Annotated in this window: 17 protein-coding genes and 1 tRNA gene; 9 read left to right on the top strand and 9 right to left on the bottom strand. The window is 27.9% G+C overall.

Features of this window, described 5'->3' with window-relative positions:
* Positions 1 to 37 precede the first annotated feature (37 nt).
* Together X275_RS00945 and X275_RS11455 are read right to left on the bottom strand one after the other, a co-directional pair.
* A complete protein-coding gene (locus tag X275_RS00945; protein WP_047267110.1) occupies positions 38 to 793 on the bottom strand; it encodes an ATP-binding cassette domain-containing protein in 756 nt (251 codons plus the stop codon).
* Between the two features lie 5 nt (positions 794 to 798).
* Positions 799 to 972 carry a hypothetical protein gene (locus X275_RS11455; RefSeq protein ID WP_156168631.1) on the bottom strand — a complete coding sequence of 58 codons (174 nt, stop codon included), beginning with the start codon at positions 970 to 972 and terminating at the stop codon, positions 799 to 801.
* Positions 973 to 1,278: 306 nt separating this feature from the next.
* On the opposite strand from X275_RS11455, the gene X275_RS00940 reads away from it, so the two are divergent.
* Positions 1,279 to 1,366 (top strand) — tRNA-Leu (locus X275_RS00940).
* 171 nt (positions 1,367 to 1,537) lie between these two features.
* Here X275_RS00940 and X275_RS00935 read toward each other — a convergent pair.
* From X275_RS00935 to surE, 5 genes are read right to left on the bottom strand one after another with little or no spacing between them, the layout of a single operon-like run.
* Positions 1,538 to 2,554 carry a lysylphosphatidylglycerol synthase transmembrane domain-containing protein gene (locus X275_RS00935; protein WP_047267109.1) on the bottom strand — a complete coding sequence of 339 codons (1,017 nt, stop codon included), beginning with the start codon at positions 2,552 to 2,554 and terminating at the stop codon, positions 1,538 to 1,540.
* Between the two features lies 1 nt (position 2,555).
* Positions 2,556 to 2,771, bottom strand: a complete 216-nt coding sequence (locus X275_RS00930) for a heavy-metal-associated domain-containing protein (protein WP_047266649.1) — start codon at positions 2,769 to 2,771, stop codon at positions 2,556 to 2,558.
* 1 nt (position 2,772) lies between these two features.
* Positions 2,773 to 3,717: a methionyl-tRNA formyltransferase gene (fmt, locus tag X275_RS00925; protein WP_047267108.1), complete on the bottom strand. Its 945-nt coding sequence runs from the start codon at positions 3,715 to 3,717 to the stop codon at positions 2,773 to 2,775.
* Complete coding sequence (gene def, locus X275_RS00920; RefSeq protein WP_047267107.1) at positions 3,689 to 4,243, bottom strand: peptide deformylase; 555 nt, start codon at positions 4,241 to 4,243, stop codon at positions 3,689 to 3,691. The genes fmt and def overlap by 29 nt, the downstream gene beginning before the upstream one ends.
* A 2-nt stretch (positions 4,244 to 4,245) precedes the next feature.
* A complete protein-coding gene (surE, locus tag X275_RS00915) occupies positions 4,246 to 5,001 on the bottom strand; it encodes a 5'/3'-nucleotidase SurE (protein WP_047267106.1) in 756 nt (251 codons plus the stop codon).
* 269 nt (positions 5,002 to 5,270) lie between these two features.
* Here surE and X275_RS00910 point away from each other — a divergent pair, with 269 nt between their 5' ends.
* The 8 genes from X275_RS00910 (at position 5,271) to X275_RS00875 (ending at position 14,386) form a co-directional block, all read left to right on the top strand.
* On the top strand, positions 5,271 to 7,217 hold the full coding sequence (locus X275_RS00910; protein WP_047267105.1) for a hypothetical protein: 1,947 nt from the start codon (positions 5,271 to 5,273) through the stop codon (positions 7,215 to 7,217).
* Between the two features lie 4 nt (positions 7,218 to 7,221).
* Positions 7,222 to 8,313 carry a BMP family lipoprotein gene (locus tag X275_RS00905; RefSeq protein WP_047267104.1) on the top strand — a complete coding sequence of 364 codons (1,092 nt, stop codon included), beginning with the start codon at positions 7,222 to 7,224 and terminating at the stop codon, positions 8,311 to 8,313.
* Between the two features lie 308 nt (positions 8,314 to 8,621).
* Positions 8,622 to 10,166: an ABC transporter ATP-binding protein gene (locus X275_RS00900; RefSeq protein ID WP_047267118.1), complete on the top strand. Its 1,545-nt coding sequence runs from the start codon at positions 8,622 to 8,624 to the stop codon at positions 10,164 to 10,166.
* A 16-nt stretch (positions 10,167 to 10,182) separates the two neighbouring features.
* Positions 10,183 to 11,217 (top strand): ABC transporter permease, encoded by a 1,035-nt coding sequence (locus tag X275_RS00895; RefSeq protein ID WP_368493439.1) that lies wholly within the window; start codon positions 10,183 to 10,185, stop codon positions 11,215 to 11,217.
* Positions 11,214 to 12,164, top strand: coding sequence for an ABC transporter permease (locus tag X275_RS00890; protein WP_047264749.1), 951 nt, complete (start codon positions 11,214 to 11,216; stop codon positions 12,162 to 12,164). The genes X275_RS00895 and X275_RS00890 overlap by 4 nt, the downstream gene beginning before the upstream one ends.
* A gap of 152 nt (positions 12,165 to 12,316) precedes the next feature.
* Positions 12,317 to 13,435, top strand: coding sequence for an MFS transporter (locus X275_RS00885; protein ID WP_047267103.1), 1,119 nt, complete (start codon positions 12,317 to 12,319; stop codon positions 13,433 to 13,435).
* Positions 13,436 to 13,503: 68 nt separating this feature from the next.
* A complete protein-coding gene (locus tag X275_RS00880; RefSeq protein ID WP_047267102.1) occupies positions 13,504 to 14,034 on the top strand; it encodes a folate family ECF transporter S component in 531 nt (176 codons plus the stop codon).
* Positions 14,035 to 14,047: 13 nt separating this feature from the next.
* Entirely contained in the window at positions 14,048 to 14,386 is a 339-nt protein-coding gene (locus tag X275_RS00875) for a hypothetical protein (RefSeq protein ID WP_047267101.1), read from the top strand.
* A 15-nt stretch (positions 14,387 to 14,401) separates the two neighbouring features.
* Here the strand turns inward: X275_RS00875 and X275_RS00870 are convergent, their stop codons facing one another.
* Entirely contained in the window at positions 14,402 to 15,439 is a 1,038-nt protein-coding gene (locus tag X275_RS00870) for a DUF362 domain-containing protein (protein ID WP_084825062.1), read from the bottom strand.
* A gap of 4 nt (positions 15,440 to 15,443) precedes the next feature.
* Complete coding sequence (locus X275_RS00865) at positions 15,444 to 16,340, bottom strand: alpha/beta hydrolase (RefSeq protein ID WP_047267100.1); 897 nt, start codon at positions 16,338 to 16,340, stop codon at positions 15,444 to 15,446.
* Positions 16,341 to 16,448: the final 108 nt, after the last annotated feature.

Here is a 16,448-nt window from a genome sequence, read left to right as displayed (position 1 = left end):
TCTATCATTTTTTCGCTCTTTTGTCAATACTTGTTCGTTACAAGTTTCTAAAATTATCCTGTCTGAAATTAATAATAAATTCTTTTGGTGTTGAATCGAAAATAACTTTACCTTCTTTTAATACTATGATTCTATTACATATATCAAGATATCTAAAAAGATTTCTTGTTGCAAAAATTAAAACTCTATTTTGATTTATATCAGAAATCACATCTTTTATTTTTTTTAATAATATATCATCAATGTGATCCAGAATAGAATCAAACATAAAAATATTTGGATTTTGAGCTAAAGAAATAAATAAAAGCAATGATAATTTATCAGCACTTGACCAATTTGATAAATTGTTATAATATCTTAAGCTTTTTAAGTCAGCAAATTTTTCTATTAAATCTAATTTTTTCAATAAAGAAATATGTTCATAAGATAGATTTTGTGGTGTAATACCTAAAGATACTTTAAGTAATTCCTTCAAGGATATATAATTTAAATTTTGTAAGTACTGTGGTTCGGTATAAGTTATGTTACTTCTTAAATATTTTTTTTCCTGTTCTCTGACATCTTTTCCTCTATATTTTATATCTCCTTTTCCATAAACATTATTAAATAATTCTTCATTTAAATGTACAAAAGATCTTAATAATGATGATTTTCCTGAATTTCTTTCGCCATAAATCAAGACAGATTCATTGTTATATAATTTTAAATTTATTGATTTTAATACTTCTTTATTATTCATATATAATGAAAAATTTTTTATTTCAATAATAGGTGGTTCACTATTATATACCATAAAATTCACCTATCGCTATTCAGTTTTTCTTTTTTGTTTTTATCATTTACGTTTTGAATGGAATTAAAAAACCTTTTTTTTGTAAAATCTTTTAACTCTTCCTCATTTTCAATATCTTTAATCTGTTTTAAAAATTCATATTGTGATAATGTATTGATTTTTCCATTTTTATATTCCATCAAAACACCTCCTTACTAAATAATAATACAAAAATATATACATGATTTTGAAAAAATATTTATTTTACAGACATTCTTTGTAAAATTTTTATTATTTTCTAATAAGAAAATATAGAATTATTTTATGTAACTTGAATATTTGTTTTTTATATCAATAATTTATTAATAAAGAATTACCTTTGTAAAACAATATAATTCCCATATTGTTTGGATTTTTTGAAAATAATATTTTATATAAGTTTGTATCAAATTTAAAAATTATATAGTTGACAAAATATAAAAGTTATTGTATAATATGAAAGGCTTGCCGAGGTGGTGGAATCGGCAGACACGCATGGTTGAGGGCCATGTGGGAATTTATCCCGTGCGGGTTCAAGTCCCGCCCTCGGCACCAATAAAAAAAGAAGGAACTTTTAAGTTCCTTCTTTTTTTATTAATTAATCTTTTTATTATTATCTTCTAAAACTATTTGTATATTAGTTTTAATCTTTAAAAAATGCATGAAAAATCGCTAAATCCACATGCTTTGAAAATGGAAAATGTTTTTAAATATATCATTTTATTTTTAATTACCCATTCTTTTTGTGGAAGATCCATTTTTATTTAAGTTTCTTTTATGATTTAATAAGACTACAATACCGCCTATTAACAATACATAATAGTAAGTTGTAAATCTCCATAAAACTATAACTGTTCCAATTCTTTCCTTTATTATAAAATCAGAAAATAAAAAATAAAATATTCCTTCAGCACCTCCAGAAGTTCCTGGCGTTGGAATAATAGAAGAAGTTATTTGAGTTATTAATGATCTAAAAACGAGTTTTAATGATATGTTCTTATTAAATCCCTTTAGAATCACTGGCAATACTAGAAAAGAACATGAAAATTGAAATATACTCAAAACAAAAACCAGGATAATATTAATTAATCTCTTTGATTGTAGCTTAAATGTTTCAATAAAACTTTTTACTTTAGAAATTATTTCGTCAATATATTTTTCAGGATTTTTTAAAACCCCTATTTTTTTTAAGATTTTTACAAAATATAGAGTGGTATTTATAGCAGCTTTTTGATTTATTACATAAAAAATTATCAAAAAAACAGCTAATGAATTCAATAAAACTCCTAAAATAATACCCGAAGTAATATAAATAGAAAAATGAAAAAAAGAATATATCGTAGCTACGATACCTAAAAATGCCATACTAATTTGAAAAATAAAAGTTTTAAAAAGAATAGCAGCTGTTGCTTGCCCAGGATCTATACCATATTTTGAAATATATATTATCTGAAATGGTTGTCCTCCGGTATAAAAAGGTGTTAAATAACTGTAGAATTGTCCTATAAGAGTGAAATTTAAAGCCTGTTTTAAAGACACTTTTTGTAATAAAACTTTTATTACAAAACTTTCAATAACCCATTTTATAGTTATAATAAAAAAACCAAAAAATAAAAACCAATAATTATATCCTAAAAAATTTTGGATATTATTTACAAAATTTTTAACTCCTGAAATTAGTATAAATACAACTAATGTGCTTATTAATGCAAATAAAAATCCATATATGTATTTTTTTTTCATTTTAATATTTTAATTCAAACCCTTTTGTTTTTAGTTTGTTACTTATTTCTTCACGAGATACTTTTTCATCGTCATAGGTTAATTCAACTGCCCCAAAAGCTTTTTCAACTTTAAATTTTATAATACCCTCAATACTTTTTAATATGTTTTCTATGATTTCAGCATCTTTTTCGTTCTTATATCCTTTTATCATATACATATTAAATGTTTTTGCCACTTTAATCACCCCTTTTTATATTTTTGAATATATCTCCAATTTTAATTTTTCTACCGTTATATGCATCTATTATTTTTACTGCTTTTTTTCCGGGGAATTGTATTTTGCCAATTTTTATGCTTCCTGAACCAACTGAAATTTCAGCACCATACTTATCAATTGATAAAACTTTTCCTGGAATATCATTTTTTGATGTTCCCAATGATGCATTAAATACTTTTACAATTTGTCCATTTAATTCGCATTTCGCCCCGGGAATAGGATCGTATGCTCTTATTTTATTAAACACTTTTATATTTTCATTATACCAATTTATATATGTATCTTCAATTGTTATTTTGCTTGCGTAAGTAGCTTCGTTATCATTTTGATATATCAGTTTTTTACTATATATTTCAAAATTATTTAAGAATTCAATTAATGATTCACTTCCGAGTTTGGCTAATCTATTATATACGCTCTCAAAATTATCTTCCATATAGATTGGAAGTTCTTTCATATAGGCAATTGGTCCGGCATCTAATTCTTTTACTATTTTAAAAATAGAAATACCAGTTTTTGTTTCACCGTTTTCGATGGCTCTCTGAATTGGCGCAGCGCCTCTATATTTAGGTAACAATGAAGCATGTATATTCCAACAACCAAATTTAGGTAAATTAATAACTTTATCTTTTAATATTTTACCATATGCTACAGTTATTATAATATCAGGGTTTAATTTTTCCAGGGATTCGTATCCTAATTTTAAATTTACACTTTTAGGTTGAAAAATAGGAATATTATTTTCCAGAGCTATTATTTTTACTGGAGTTGGAATGAGTTTTTGACCTCTGCCTTTTGGTTTATCGGGCTGAGAAAAAACACCAACAACATTAAATTTATAATCTATTAATTTTTTTAAGTGAATAGCAGCAAAGTCAGGAGTTCCCATAAATACTATTCTCATATATATCAATTTCCCCCATTTCTTTAGCTATTTTTCTTCCTTCTTTCATTAAATCTTTTATTTTACCTTTTAATTTTGCTTTGCTGGCTGTACTAACTTTATCTATAAACAATATACCTTCCAGATGGTCATACTCATGTTGAAATATTCTTGCAGGATATTCGTGTAATTCTTCTTCTACTACATTTCCATTTTCGTCCATATATCTTACTCTTACGCCTTCAGGGCGTTTAACGTTCAAAAAAATTCCTGGAATGCTTAAACATCCTTCTTCGAAAATAATTTCTTCACCTAAAAACTCTATAATTTCAGGATTTATAACCTTTCTTAATTTATTTCCATCGTCCATTATAAAAAATCTTTTACTAATACCTATTTGCGGTGCAGCTAAACCAACTCCATCTTCTTTATACATCATATTTGTCATAATTTCTAAAAAGTTTCTAAAATTTTCATCTATGTTTTTTACATTAATAGCTTTTTTTCTTAAAACAGGATCACCAATTAATCTAACCTTTAAATTCATTTTTACCCTCCTAATTCTTTTAATTTTTTCATATAATCAAAATCTGTTAAAAAAGACTTTATAGGTGTTACTGAAACATAATTCTCTTTTAATACAAAATAATCTGAATTCAAATCTTCATCATCTTCAATTATCTCTCCTAACATCCAGTAATAAGTATTTCCATATGGATCTTTTCTTGGTTCAAAATAATCTCTATATCGTCTTTTACTCTGTCTGGTAATTTTAAAACCTTTTATTTCTGAATAATCAACATTTGGTACGTTAATATTTAAAGCACTGAATTCAGGCATATCAAGAAAATTATGATTTTTTAAAAATTTTAAAAGAAATTTTGCTGCTGTTTCATAATTTGGATTTTGATAGTTAGCACTTGATATAGCTATTGATGGGAGACCATTTAAGGAACCTTCGAGTGCTCCCGAAACAGTACCAGAATATAATAAGTCTGTTCCTAAATTTGGACCTTTATTTATTCCACTAATAACCATATCGAAATTAATATTTTTATATATTGCTTCTAACCCTAATTTCACACAATCAGCTGGAGTTCCATTTGCAGCATAGCCTAAAAATTCATTATTCAGAAAAATTTTTTTAGCCCATAAAGGATTTCGAATGGTAATTGCATGACCGGTGGCACTTCTTTCAACATCAGGAGCAACAATATAAACATTATGCTCTTTTTCTAATTCTTTTTTCAAAATAAAAATACCTGGTGCCATAATCCCATCGTCATTTGTTACAAGAATATTCACAATATCACCTCATGTTTACAGTTATAATAAAGAACTGTCAAATATAATTATTTTACTATATTATATCACTCTAAGTTTAAAAAACAGGATTAATTGCTTTAAACTTTGAAGAAATATTCTCAGATAAAATTAATGCATTATATTTAATTAAAACTGTTATTTATCTGACTTGAAATTTAAAAAAAAATATGATAATATCCAGATGCATTTTTCACCAGTTTATGATATAATATTTATTAGCAGTCGAAATTTTTATAGGAGGTGCTTTTGTGAAAAAGGTTTTTTTATTAATTATTTTTGCTATACTTAGTATAAGTATGTTTTCTCTTAATCCACTTAACATGGCTAATATAAAAGAGAATTATGTAACTTATATTGAGAAATATAATAGCCACTCTAATGATTTTCAATGGTTTTTTGAAGAATTGAAAAACATGGGATTGTATAAATTTTATAAGTCGCAGATGGTAGGGAGTGCCGAATATACGGATAGACCATCGTATATTCCAAAACATTTATCATCTATAGCAGAAGAACATAAGTTTGAATCTTTAGAAAAAGAAATTGCATTTGCCGGGTTCCTTGCTTATGTACAGAGTGATTTGGCCGGAAAAAACTTGAAAGAAGAAACAATTAGATCATTACCAGCGTTTTATTTGGCGTTAGAAAAGTATTCCACTTATTTACAGGATACAGGTTTTTTATATATAAAAAATGCCATTGCATATTCACTCGGTTTGGTTAAAGATTCTCCTAATAAGACTTTATTAAAAATAAAGATGAAAAATAGACGTGCAAAATTAGAATCTCCAGAATATTATATTTATGAAGGCAATCCCGATACTTTATTCGACAATATTATTTCTGAAAATAAAAAGACTCTCGAAGATGGAATAAAAGAAATTTCAAAACTGAAAATAACTGGTGAAGATCTCGAAATAGAGATAGATGATTTGGCATCCAAAGTTTTATCCTTTGTGCCTGAAAAAATAAAAAAAGATACTTCTGAAATTATAAATATATTTTTAAATAATGCTGAAGTGAAAAAAAGTAGAGAGTGGATCAGATTTGTTGTATATTTGCTTTTGATTATAATTGTATTTTTGTTAAAAAAGAACAATCTATATCAATGGTTGTTTTTTGGAATAACTCTTAGTGAAAGTATATATATTTTAAATTATTTTGATTTTTCAAAAGATATAATTACTTCGTTTTTATATGGAACTTTCTTGCTTTTAGGTTTCTCATTAATATTAGTTACAATGTTTTTTAAAGCTTTTGGAAGAAACGTTCCATTATTAAAAAGAATAATAAATGTTTCTTTAATCGTTGTAATTTTATTGCTAATGAATATGCCACTGTTCAAAAATGTTGAAGAAATTAGAATGGAAAATAATCCAGATTTTCATAGTTCTATAATGCAAAAAACGCTATTAAATGATATTTTAGTATACCCATACACATTTGTAAATAAAGATGTAGCGTATATAGGTTCTCAATTATCTGCAGAATATTCATCAATAAGATACATATATAATTCAGCATTAAAGAAATTTTTAATCGATTCTGGAAAAAGTAAGATTTTAGATTATTTAAATTACGAAGATGGTAAAGCTAAAGTAGATTTATTGCTTCAAGGACTACATATTGATAATTTTGAAACTTATACAAAATTAGCAACTGAATTCAAAAAGATACTTGATGAATTTGAAAAAAATTCCGAAAAGAGATATAAAAATATAGAAAATGGTTTATTAGAGTATAATAAAAACGTTACGAATATTCTTAAATATTCTGATGAAGAATTTAAAGAATTATTCAAAGACACTTTGGAAAAGAAATTGATAAAATCAAGCGTTTTAGTTAATTACAAACCAAAATTATTGTCTGTTTTTTCAGAAAAAACAAATACCAGCATAAATCTTAAACCAATTATTACTGATTGGGGTACAAAAGTGTTATTGTTATTGATTTTAGGATTTTTATATTTCTTTTTGAACGACAAAATAAGATTCAAAATATTTGGTATAATTATAATGTTTATCGCATCTATAGTATCATTTATAAAACCAGAAACTATTCATGTTCTATCTGAATTTAAATATCCTGTATTAAATGCTCAATCATTCAGTGTTAATATTATGTTTGGCATTTTGATGTTAATTTTTACCGCTTTAAGCGGATTACAAATTATTAAATTCTATAAAGGGAGGTAAGGTTATGAAGAAAGCTGTACTTTTAGTTTTATTAATGGCATTGGTAGTTTCATCTTTTGCTTTCAAAGTTATTATGGTTACAGACGTAGGGGGTTTAGGAGACAAATCATTTAATGATGGTGCATGGGCAGGTGTATTAAGAGCTAGAGATAAATATGGTATAGATGCGCAGGTTATTCAATCAAAAGAGCAAAGTGACTATGTTGACAACTTATCAAATGCTGCTAAAGAAGCAGATGTTGTTATTGCTGTTGGTTTTATGATGAGTAATGCATTATTTGATGTTGCACCACAATATCCAAGCGTAAAATTCATAGGTATAGACATTGCTCCACCAGAAGGTGGAAATGTTCCTAAAAATGTTCAATTATATTTATTTAAAGAACAGGAATCAGCATTTTTTGTTGGTTATTTAGCAGCAGCTATGACAAAGACAGGAAAAGTTGGTTTCATAGGTGGTATTGCTATTCCTCCAGTAGAAAGATTTAGATATGGTTATGTTGCTGGTGTTAAAGCTTACAACGATATTTATGGAGAAAATGTAGAAATTGTTGTTGGATACACAGAATCATTTACAGATGCTGCAAAAGGTAAATCAATGGCATTAGCTCAATTTGCTGAAGGAGCAGATATAATATTTGCTGCAGCAGGAGCTTGTGGTAACGGTGTTATAGATGCTGCAAAAGAAAAATCATTAAAGGTATATGGTATCGATGCTAATGCAAATTTATCAGCAGTTGTTGACAAATATTATGAAACGGGCGAAGGATTCTTTGCAATTGGTGTTGACTCAGATCAGGATTATATGGCACCAGGTTATGTTTTAGCAAGTGCATTAAAAAGAGTTGACAATGCATCATATTATGGTGTAAGAGATGCTTACAGAAACAGATTTAAAGGTGGAGTTCAGGTATTAGGTGCTCAAGAAGATGGTGTAAGTTTATCACCAATGAAATATACAAAAGGTATGGTTCCTTCAAGAATTTTGGCTGAAGTTGAGTACTTAAATTATGCAATTAAAACAGGATTATTGGTTGTTCCAGATAATGAAAATGATTTAAACAACTTTACAGTTGATATTGAATTTCCATTTTAATTTAATTTAAAATACAGGGGCGGGGTATTCCCGCCTTATTTATAAATTTAAAACATTAATAATTTGTAAATATCGAAGCGCTTCGGTATTTACAAATTATTAGTGAAATGTCAAAAAATTAATATTAGCAGGGGCAAAAAAAACAGAGAAATAAATATGTTTATAAAGATAATTCATTAAATTAATTATATGAAAATAAGTTAATAAAAATGTTATCTCTTTTCGCTTTGCGAAAACGAAAATGTTAGGAGGTGTAAAAGTTGAGTATAGATTTATCTTCTATAGATAAAAGGGAATATGCGGTAATTATGAAAGATATAGTAAAACGTTTCCCGAAAGTTCTTGCAAATGATCATGTTAATTTTCTTGTTAAAAAGGGAGAAGTTCACTCAATTATCGGAGAAAATGGTGCTGGTAAATCAACTTTAATGAATCAATTGTATGGATTATACACACCAACATCCGGAGATATTTACATTCTTGGTGAAAAGAAAGTTTTTAAAGGTCCAGGTGATGCTATAAGGTCAGGTATTGGTATGGTGCATCAGCATTTTATGTTAGTCGATACCTTGACAGTTGCTGAAAATATTGTTTTGGGTTCTGAACCTAAAAGTGGAATGATTTTTGATTTAAAAAAGGCAAGAAAAGAAGTTAAAGAGCTTTCTGAAAAATATGGTTTGTTTGTAGATGTTGATGCAAAAATAGAGGATATACCAGTTGGTATGCAACAAAGGGTTGAAATATTAAAAACAATATATAGAGGTGCTGAAATACTTATTTTAGATGAACCTACAGCTGTATTAACTCCACAGGAAACAGAGGAATTATTTGGAATAATAAGAAAATTAAAAGAAGATGGAAAAACCATTATATTTATATCACATAAATTACACGAAGTTATGGAAATAAGTGACAATATAACCGTTATGCGATTAGGTAAAGTAACAGGTAACGTTGCTGCAAAAGATACAAATGCAAGAGAACTTGCCAATATGATGGTTGGTAGAGAAGTTGTATTGAGAATAGAAAAGCAAGAAAAAGAACCTGGTGAGGTTGCTGTTGAAGTTGAGAATTTGTGGGTAAAAGATAATAGAGATTTAGAAGCAGTTAGAGGTATAAGTTTTAAAATAAGAAAAGGTGAAGTGTTAGGAGTTGCAGGTGTTGCTGGTAATGGGCAAACAGAATTAGTTGAGGCGTTAACAGGTTTAAGAAAAATAGAAAAAGGAAAATATTTGTATAAAGGTGAAGATGTTTCTAAAAAAACTGTTAGAGAATTAAGAGAAAGAAACATAGGTCATATTCCTGAAGATAGATACAAATATGCTATGGTAAAGGAATTTCCAAATTATTATAATTTAATTTTAGGAAAGCATTATGAAGAACCCTTTGCAAAAAATGGCTTTTTGAATCATGATATAATAAATAAAAATGCGGAAATTTTAATAAAAAGATTTGATGTTAGACCACCTGATGGAACAATACCAACGGGAAATTTATCAGGAGGTAATCAACAAAAGGTTGTTATTGCAAGGGAAGTTAGTTTTAATCCGGAATTTATTGTTATTGCTCAGCCTACAAGAGGTCTTGATGTTGGTGCCATTGAATATGTTCATAAAGAAATATTAAATTTAAGAGAAAAAGATGTAGCTATACTATTAGTTTCTATGGAACTTGAAGAAGTATTATCTTTATCAGATAGAATAATAGTAATGTATGAAGGAGAAATAATGGGAGAAGTTAAACCAGATGAAGTAACAATAGAAGAACTTGGTTTAATGATGGCAGGACATAAAATTGAAGATATAAAAATTGAAGAAAAGCTGGCACATGGAGGGGATTCAATTGAAAATTAAACTCTCAAAGAAAACAATGAGTATTTTAGTTCCAATAACATCTGTAATAATAGCTTTATTTATAGCAGCAATCGTAATTTTATTAATAGGTAAAAATCCTTTAAGCGCTTATTGGGTTATGTTGCAGGGAGCTTTTGGTGGAAAGGCAGCATGGGCTGCAAATATTTCCAAGATGATGTCGCTTGTATTAACAGGATTAGCGGTTGGATTTGGTTTCAGGGCCGGTATATTTAATATTGGTGCAGAAGGACAATTGATGATGGGAGCAATATTTGCCACATTTGTGGGTATAAATCTTGGTAATGTTTCTCCAGTTTTTGCAATTCCGATTACTATGTTAGCTGGTATATTAGGGGGAGCATTTTGGGCTTCGATTGCTGGTTATTTGAAAGCAGCTACAGGAGCACATGAAGTTATTACAACTATAATGCTCAACTGGATAGCTGTTTATTTAACAAATTATTTTGTTGTAGGACCATTGGCAGTTGGTCAAGGAGTTCCAAAATCACCAGAAATTGCTCAAAGTGCGCAACTTCCACCATTAATGACAGTTCAGGCAAATACTTTACCTTCAGGAATTATTGTTTCTATTATAGCGGCAATATTAGTTTATATATTATTAGAAAAAACAACAACAGGTTATGAGGTAAAAGCTGTTGGTTTTAATCCTTATGCAGCTGAAGCTGGAGCTATATCTTTAAGTAAAAATATAGTTTTAACTATGGCTATTAGTGGAGCTTTAGCAGGTTTAGCAGGTTCTCTTGAAGTTATGGCAATACATCATAGAATTTTTGGAGATTTTAGTGGAGGTAAAGGTTTTGACGGAATTTCAATTGCATTAATAGGACAAAATAATCCTATTGGAATCATATTCGCAGCATTCTTAATTTCTTCATTAAGAACAGGTTCTAATGCAATGCAATTTGCAAAAGTTCCTGATGATATAGTTACTATAATTCAGGGTATAATTATATTCCTTGTTGCTGCTGATAGAATTGTTAGAACTCTGATAATGAAATTTGCATCTCCTAAAGGTGGTGAATCAAAGTGAATGTTTTTCAAGCTATAATTTATAGTTTATCGACACCTATTTTTTATAAATTAATGTTAATGAGTGCTACACCTTTAATATTTGCAGGATTGGGTGGAGTTTATAGTGAAATTACTGGTGTTACAAATATTGCATTAGAAGGTATAATGAAAATAGGAGCTTTTACAGCAGTTGTTTTCACATTTTATACTGGTGATCCTTGGCTAGGATTGTTGGGAGCTATAATTTCTGGCGTAATGTTAGCCTGGATGCATGCTTACGTTTCAATTAGATGGAGCGCTGATCAAATAGTTAGTGCAACTGCTTTGATACTTATTGCAGGAGGATTATCAGCATTTTTAATGGAACCAATATTTGGTCATTCAGGACAAACTGATTTTGTTGCAAAAATTCCTAAAATAAAAATACCAGCTATTCAGGATGTTCCTTTTTTCGGGCAAATTTTCGATGAAATGAGTATATTTGTATATTTAGCATTTATAGCAGTTGCTTTGAGTTGGTTTTTAATATATAAGACACCTTTAGGATTAAGAATGCGTGCAGTTGGGGAAAATCCAAAATCTGCAGATACACTTGGTGTAAATGTTTTTGCTATTAGATATTTTGGTGTATTGATGAGTGGTGTTTTAGCAGCATTTGCAGGTGCATATTTGAGTATAGGAGAATTAGGACAATTCCAAGAAAATATGCCAAGTGGTAAAGGATTTATAGCTTTAGCTGCTATGATTCTTGGTAACTGGAATCCAGTTGGAACAATGTGGGCTGCATTGCTATTTGGTGCATCAGATGCTTTAAATATCCAATTACAATCGATACTTGACATACCACCTGAAATGAAAGCATTGTTAAACTTATTACCATTTGTGATTACTATAATTGTTGTTAGTGGATTTGTAGGTAAAACAAGACCTCCAGCAGCAGATGGTATTCCATATGAAAAAGAATAATTTTTTAATGTTATTTTTAATGTTAAAGGCCAATCGAATTTGATTGGCCTTTTTTTACATTTATCTTAATAAAACTGTAAATATCAAAAATAGATTTTATGAAATTTTTATGATATAATTTGTTCGGAATACTAACAATAAGGAGGAGGAATATGACTTTTACAATCTCTCTCGCTCATTTTTTTGCTGATTTTTTTAACTCTTTTTTTAAACCTTTAGGACCTTATTTTATTAATAAATTTAATATTGATAGTAGGACTTTTACAACATTAATTACACTAATTGGTGCATTTTCTTCAATTTTACAAATTTTTTTTGGTTTATATTTTGATAGAAGAAAAAGAGATGGAGTTTTTGTTGTACTCCTATTATTTATAGAAATTTTGTTAATTTCTTTAATTGGGTTTGTAAATAGCTTTTATGTATTATTGATTTTAATTTTCTTTATTAGATTATTTAATTCTGCTTTTCATCCGGTTGGTGCAAGTTTTGCTGGGAGGCAAAATAAAGGAACACATGTAGCTTGGTTTTCTGTTTTTGGAACATTTGGAGCAGCTTTAGGACCTGTTTTTATTACTACTTATGTTAAAATATTTGGAATAGACAAATTATATTATGTTGGTATTATTAGTGGAATATTATTGATATTCTTTTATAAAAAATTATGGAAATATGAAAAATTAGAAATTGCAGAAAAAAGGTTCCCTGCTTTGAAAGACGCATTAGTATTAATACCTGTATTTTTGATGGTTGCTTTAAGGGGATTTATTATGAATATTTTTCATACTTTTGTTCCGATTTATCTTAATCAAAAAGGATCAGGATTAATAATTGGTGGCGCAACATTAACAATTGGTATGATTATTGGTATGTTTACAAATTATTATGGGACTTATTTAAGAGATAAATTTGGAATAAAATTTATTAATCTTATTGGTTTTTTAGGTATGGGAATTTCGGGGATACTTATGGTTCTTATGAACACTGAAATATTAAGAATTGTTTCTTTTTCTGCTTTTGATGCTTTTGGTTTTTTGACAATGTCTGCTAATTTGGTTGAAGCACAAATTTTAATGCCTAAAAATAAAAGTTTTGCTTCATCTGTCTCAATGGGATTTGCCTGGTCAATAGGTAATTTTATTTCAAGCGGATATTCTGCAATTTTTGGAAACAATGTTGGTTTTGTACTTTTAAGTGTAAGTATATTTTCAATAATTCTTGGTATATCCTATCCAATATTTTATAAAAGAAAAACTAATATTAATAGTTGAAAAATTAAAAAAACTTTGATATAATCATTTTAAGTTGTGTTATTCTCTTGAAAGAGGAGGTTATTATCTTGACAAAAACTAAGAGGCTTGTTTTAAGTTCCTTGTTTATAGTTTTAAGTATTATTTTAACAAGACTATTATCTTTTAGATTTAATTTATTTGGCGTAGAAAGTATAAGAATTGGTTTTGGAACTTTGCCAATTATGATATCAGCCTTTACGCTTGGACCGGGGTACGGTTTTTTAGTCGGAGCTCTTGCGGACTTTTTTGGCTATTGGATAAATCCAATGGGTCCATATGTTCCTTATTTTACTATAACTTCAGGATTATATGGACTTTTACCTGGTTTAGTTTTCTATTATTTGTTTAAAAAAGAAGTAAAATTCTGGAATTTTGCTATATCATATTTAGCTGGAGGAATAGTTGGAATTTCAATAACACCATATCTTATTCATTCCCTTTGGGGAGTTCCGTATGCTGTATTAATACCTCCAAGAATTGTATCTTTAGCTATAAAATTCTTTTTGTATCCAATGATTATATCAATGTTATATAAAAGAGTTCCACAACTCGATCAAATAACCCATTCAACTATATAATTTGGAGGTTTTTATGTTTTTTGATGATTTTGATGATTTAGATGGAATAGAAGAGTTTGATAAATTATTTGAAAAAATGAATAAAATAGAACAGCAATGTCCTGTATGTGTGCAATGTGGATACTGTTGTAAGCATACACCATGTTATTATGGAAAATGGAATGAAGAAAAAAATCAATGTGAATATTTAACAGAAGATAATAAATGTGCTAAATACAATGAAATTGTTGAATATGAAAGCAAATTAAATTTAAAAGTTAAAATGTTTGGAAGTGGATGTTGTTTAAATTATTTAAATCCTGTTAGATTGAATAAGCTTAAAAGGCTTAAAGAAAACGATGAGTCAATTTAATTGACTCATCGTTTTTTATTTTAATTTTCTTATTAATTTTATTGCATCTTGAGGACATACCTCATGACAAACATAGCATCTGATACACTTTGAATAATCAATAAATTTATCATTGTCAATATCAATTGCTTCTGCAGGACATCTAGTTTCACATAATTTACATTCTACACATTTATTTTTGTTTATTTTAGGAACTCTTTCGAAAATTCTTACTAAATTGGTTACAGTTTCAAAAATTGGTGCTGTCAAAGGTAATTTTATTCGTTCTCCTTCCCAATTTGATTCTATCTCGTAATGAGGAATCAAACCTCTCTTCATGGCTTCTTTTATAATATATACATACTTTTCTTTTATATTTAAAGATTTAATAATAGCATGATCAAGAGCATAAGCATTCTCCGAAACACCCAAAACATTAAAATATTTCTTAATACCATTTGCCGGACCATTACCTTCCATTCCTAATATACCATCAATAATATTTAGTGTTGGTTTTACTATATTATGTATATCTATTATAACATTAGCAAAATTAGTATTTGTTTTAGCTCTAAAATGCCATGCGGATTTTTCTTTTCCAACAACACAACCAAATGTATTTTTCACTGCTAAAGTCATAATCATTTGTACATGCGTTTTTAATTTTGCTATATTTACAATCTTATCTGCTTCCAAAACTTTTTTAGATATCATAATTCCTTTAAAAATTTCGCCATCTATTTCAACTGGATCATCCAATTCAACAATAGGGATATCTAATTTTTTACAAACATCATATATTCCATTGGCTTTAACCGCTTCTAAAGCTGTTCCTGTGGCTGGACTATCTCCAAGATATGGTTTAGTACCTAAATCAAGCAAAAATTTTAAAATTATTTCTACTATTTTTGGATGTGTTGTTATACCACTTTCAACACTTTTGGGGGATAACAAATTTGGTTTAACTAAAACTTTATCTCCCTCACTAAATCTATTTTCATACTTTTTTAAAATAGGAATTAATACATCTTCTGCATTATCATAACTAATACATTTTTTTAAATATACTTTCATATAATCACCTCTTGAAAAAATCTAAGGTTTTTTTCAATATATACCTTTTAAATAAATAAGAAGTCAAATGACCACTTGGAATAGAATATAATTTTTTCCTAGCATTAATTGCGTTATATAAATCCATTGTGGAATTTTTAGGAATAAATATATCAAATAAAGCTTTGAACATGATTGTTGGCGTTTTAACAAATTTTGCAAAAGTCAAAGGATCATATTCAAAACATGCAATTGGTGCCTTATCTAACTCCACTTCAGGATTATCCAATTTTTTTAAATAAACTGGATATTCATTTTGATGATATAACCTACACTTCTCGGGATTACATTCTTTATTTTCTTCATATTGAACTCTCAATACACCAGTTACAAAACTTTTCCATGTAATGTGATAAAAATTTCCGCCTGTAACTGCCAGAGATAATCCTTTTATATCTTGTCTTAATGATGAGGCTATTGTTGAGACCATCCCTCCGAAACTAAATCCCATTAAATATAATTCGCTATTAAACTTTTCTTTTAAATAATTTAGTGTTGTAAGTATATCTACTACAGAATGTTCAAATCGAGCTCTTAAAACATAATTATTCGTTGTTGATAAAAACAGTTCTCCACTTTTATAACCTGATGGAGTTCTGTCAAAATGATACGGTAAAATCATTAGTGCACTATTATAACCATTTTTTGCAAAGTTTTCTGGAAACCATTTTAAATATTTTAAATTTTTTGTACCCAAACCATGAATAAAAAGAAGTGTTCTATCAGATTGTGCATTGTAAGTATACACAAATATTTTAGAAGATTCTGAATATTTGCAAGGATAATTTGATTTTAATAACGTTAAATCATTAGTTTCTTTTAATATTATTGGATTATTACTATAGTTTTTTGCAAATATCATATTACACCTCACTATTAATAGTGTTTGTGATTTAAATAACTACTATATGTGGTAATTTTAAAGAAAAATATAAAAAGATTAAATAATTTTCATATATAATGGTACTAC

Source organism: Marinitoga sp. 1197 (genome assembly GCF_001021165.1).
Classification (GTDB): Bacteria; Thermotogota; Thermotogae; order Petrotogales; family Petrotogaceae; genus Marinitoga.
Note: the sequence above shows the minus strand (reverse complement) of the source record. Positions and strands in the feature narration are given on the sequence as shown.

Coding starts and splice junctions, on each gene's coding strand:
- X275_RS00945 (WP_047267110.1), bottom strand. CDS start 793: ATGGTATATAATAGTGAACCACCTATTATTGAAATAAAAAATTTTTCA.
- X275_RS00865 (WP_047267100.1), bottom strand. CDS start 16,340: ATGATATTTGCAAAAAACTATAGTAATAATCCAATAATATTAAAAGAA.
- X275_RS00900 (WP_047267118.1), top strand. CDS start 8,622: ATGAAAGATATAGTAAAACGTTTCCCGAAAGTTCTTGCAAATGATCAT.
- def (WP_047267107.1), bottom strand. CDS start 4,243: ATGAATTTAAAGGTTAGATTAATTGGTGATCCTGTTTTAAGAAAAAAA.
- X275_RS00895 (WP_368493439.1), top strand. CDS start 10,183: ATGAGTATTTTAGTTCCAATAACATCTGTAATAATAGCTTTATTTATA.
- X275_RS00875 (WP_047267101.1), top strand. CDS start 14,048: ATGTTTTTTGATGATTTTGATGATTTAGATGGAATAGAAGAGTTTGAT.
- X275_RS00885 (WP_047267103.1), top strand. CDS start 12,317: ATGACTTTTACAATCTCTCTCGCTCATTTTTTTGCTGATTTTTTTAAC.
- X275_RS00870 (WP_084825062.1), bottom strand. CDS start 15,439: ATGAAAGTATATTTAAAAAAATGTATTAGTTATGATAATGCAGAAGAT.
- X275_RS00905 (WP_047267104.1), top strand. CDS start 7,222: ATGAAGAAAGCTGTACTTTTAGTTTTATTAATGGCATTGGTAGTTTCA.
- X275_RS00935 (WP_047267109.1), bottom strand. CDS start 2,554: ATGAAAAAAAAATACATATATGGATTTTTATTTGCATTAATAAGCACA.
- fmt (WP_047267108.1), bottom strand. CDS start 3,717: ATGAGAATAGTATTTATGGGAACTCCTGACTTTGCTGCTATTCACTTA.
- X275_RS11455 (WP_156168631.1), bottom strand. CDS start 972: ATGGAATATAAAAATGGAAAAATCAATACATTATCACAATATGAATTT.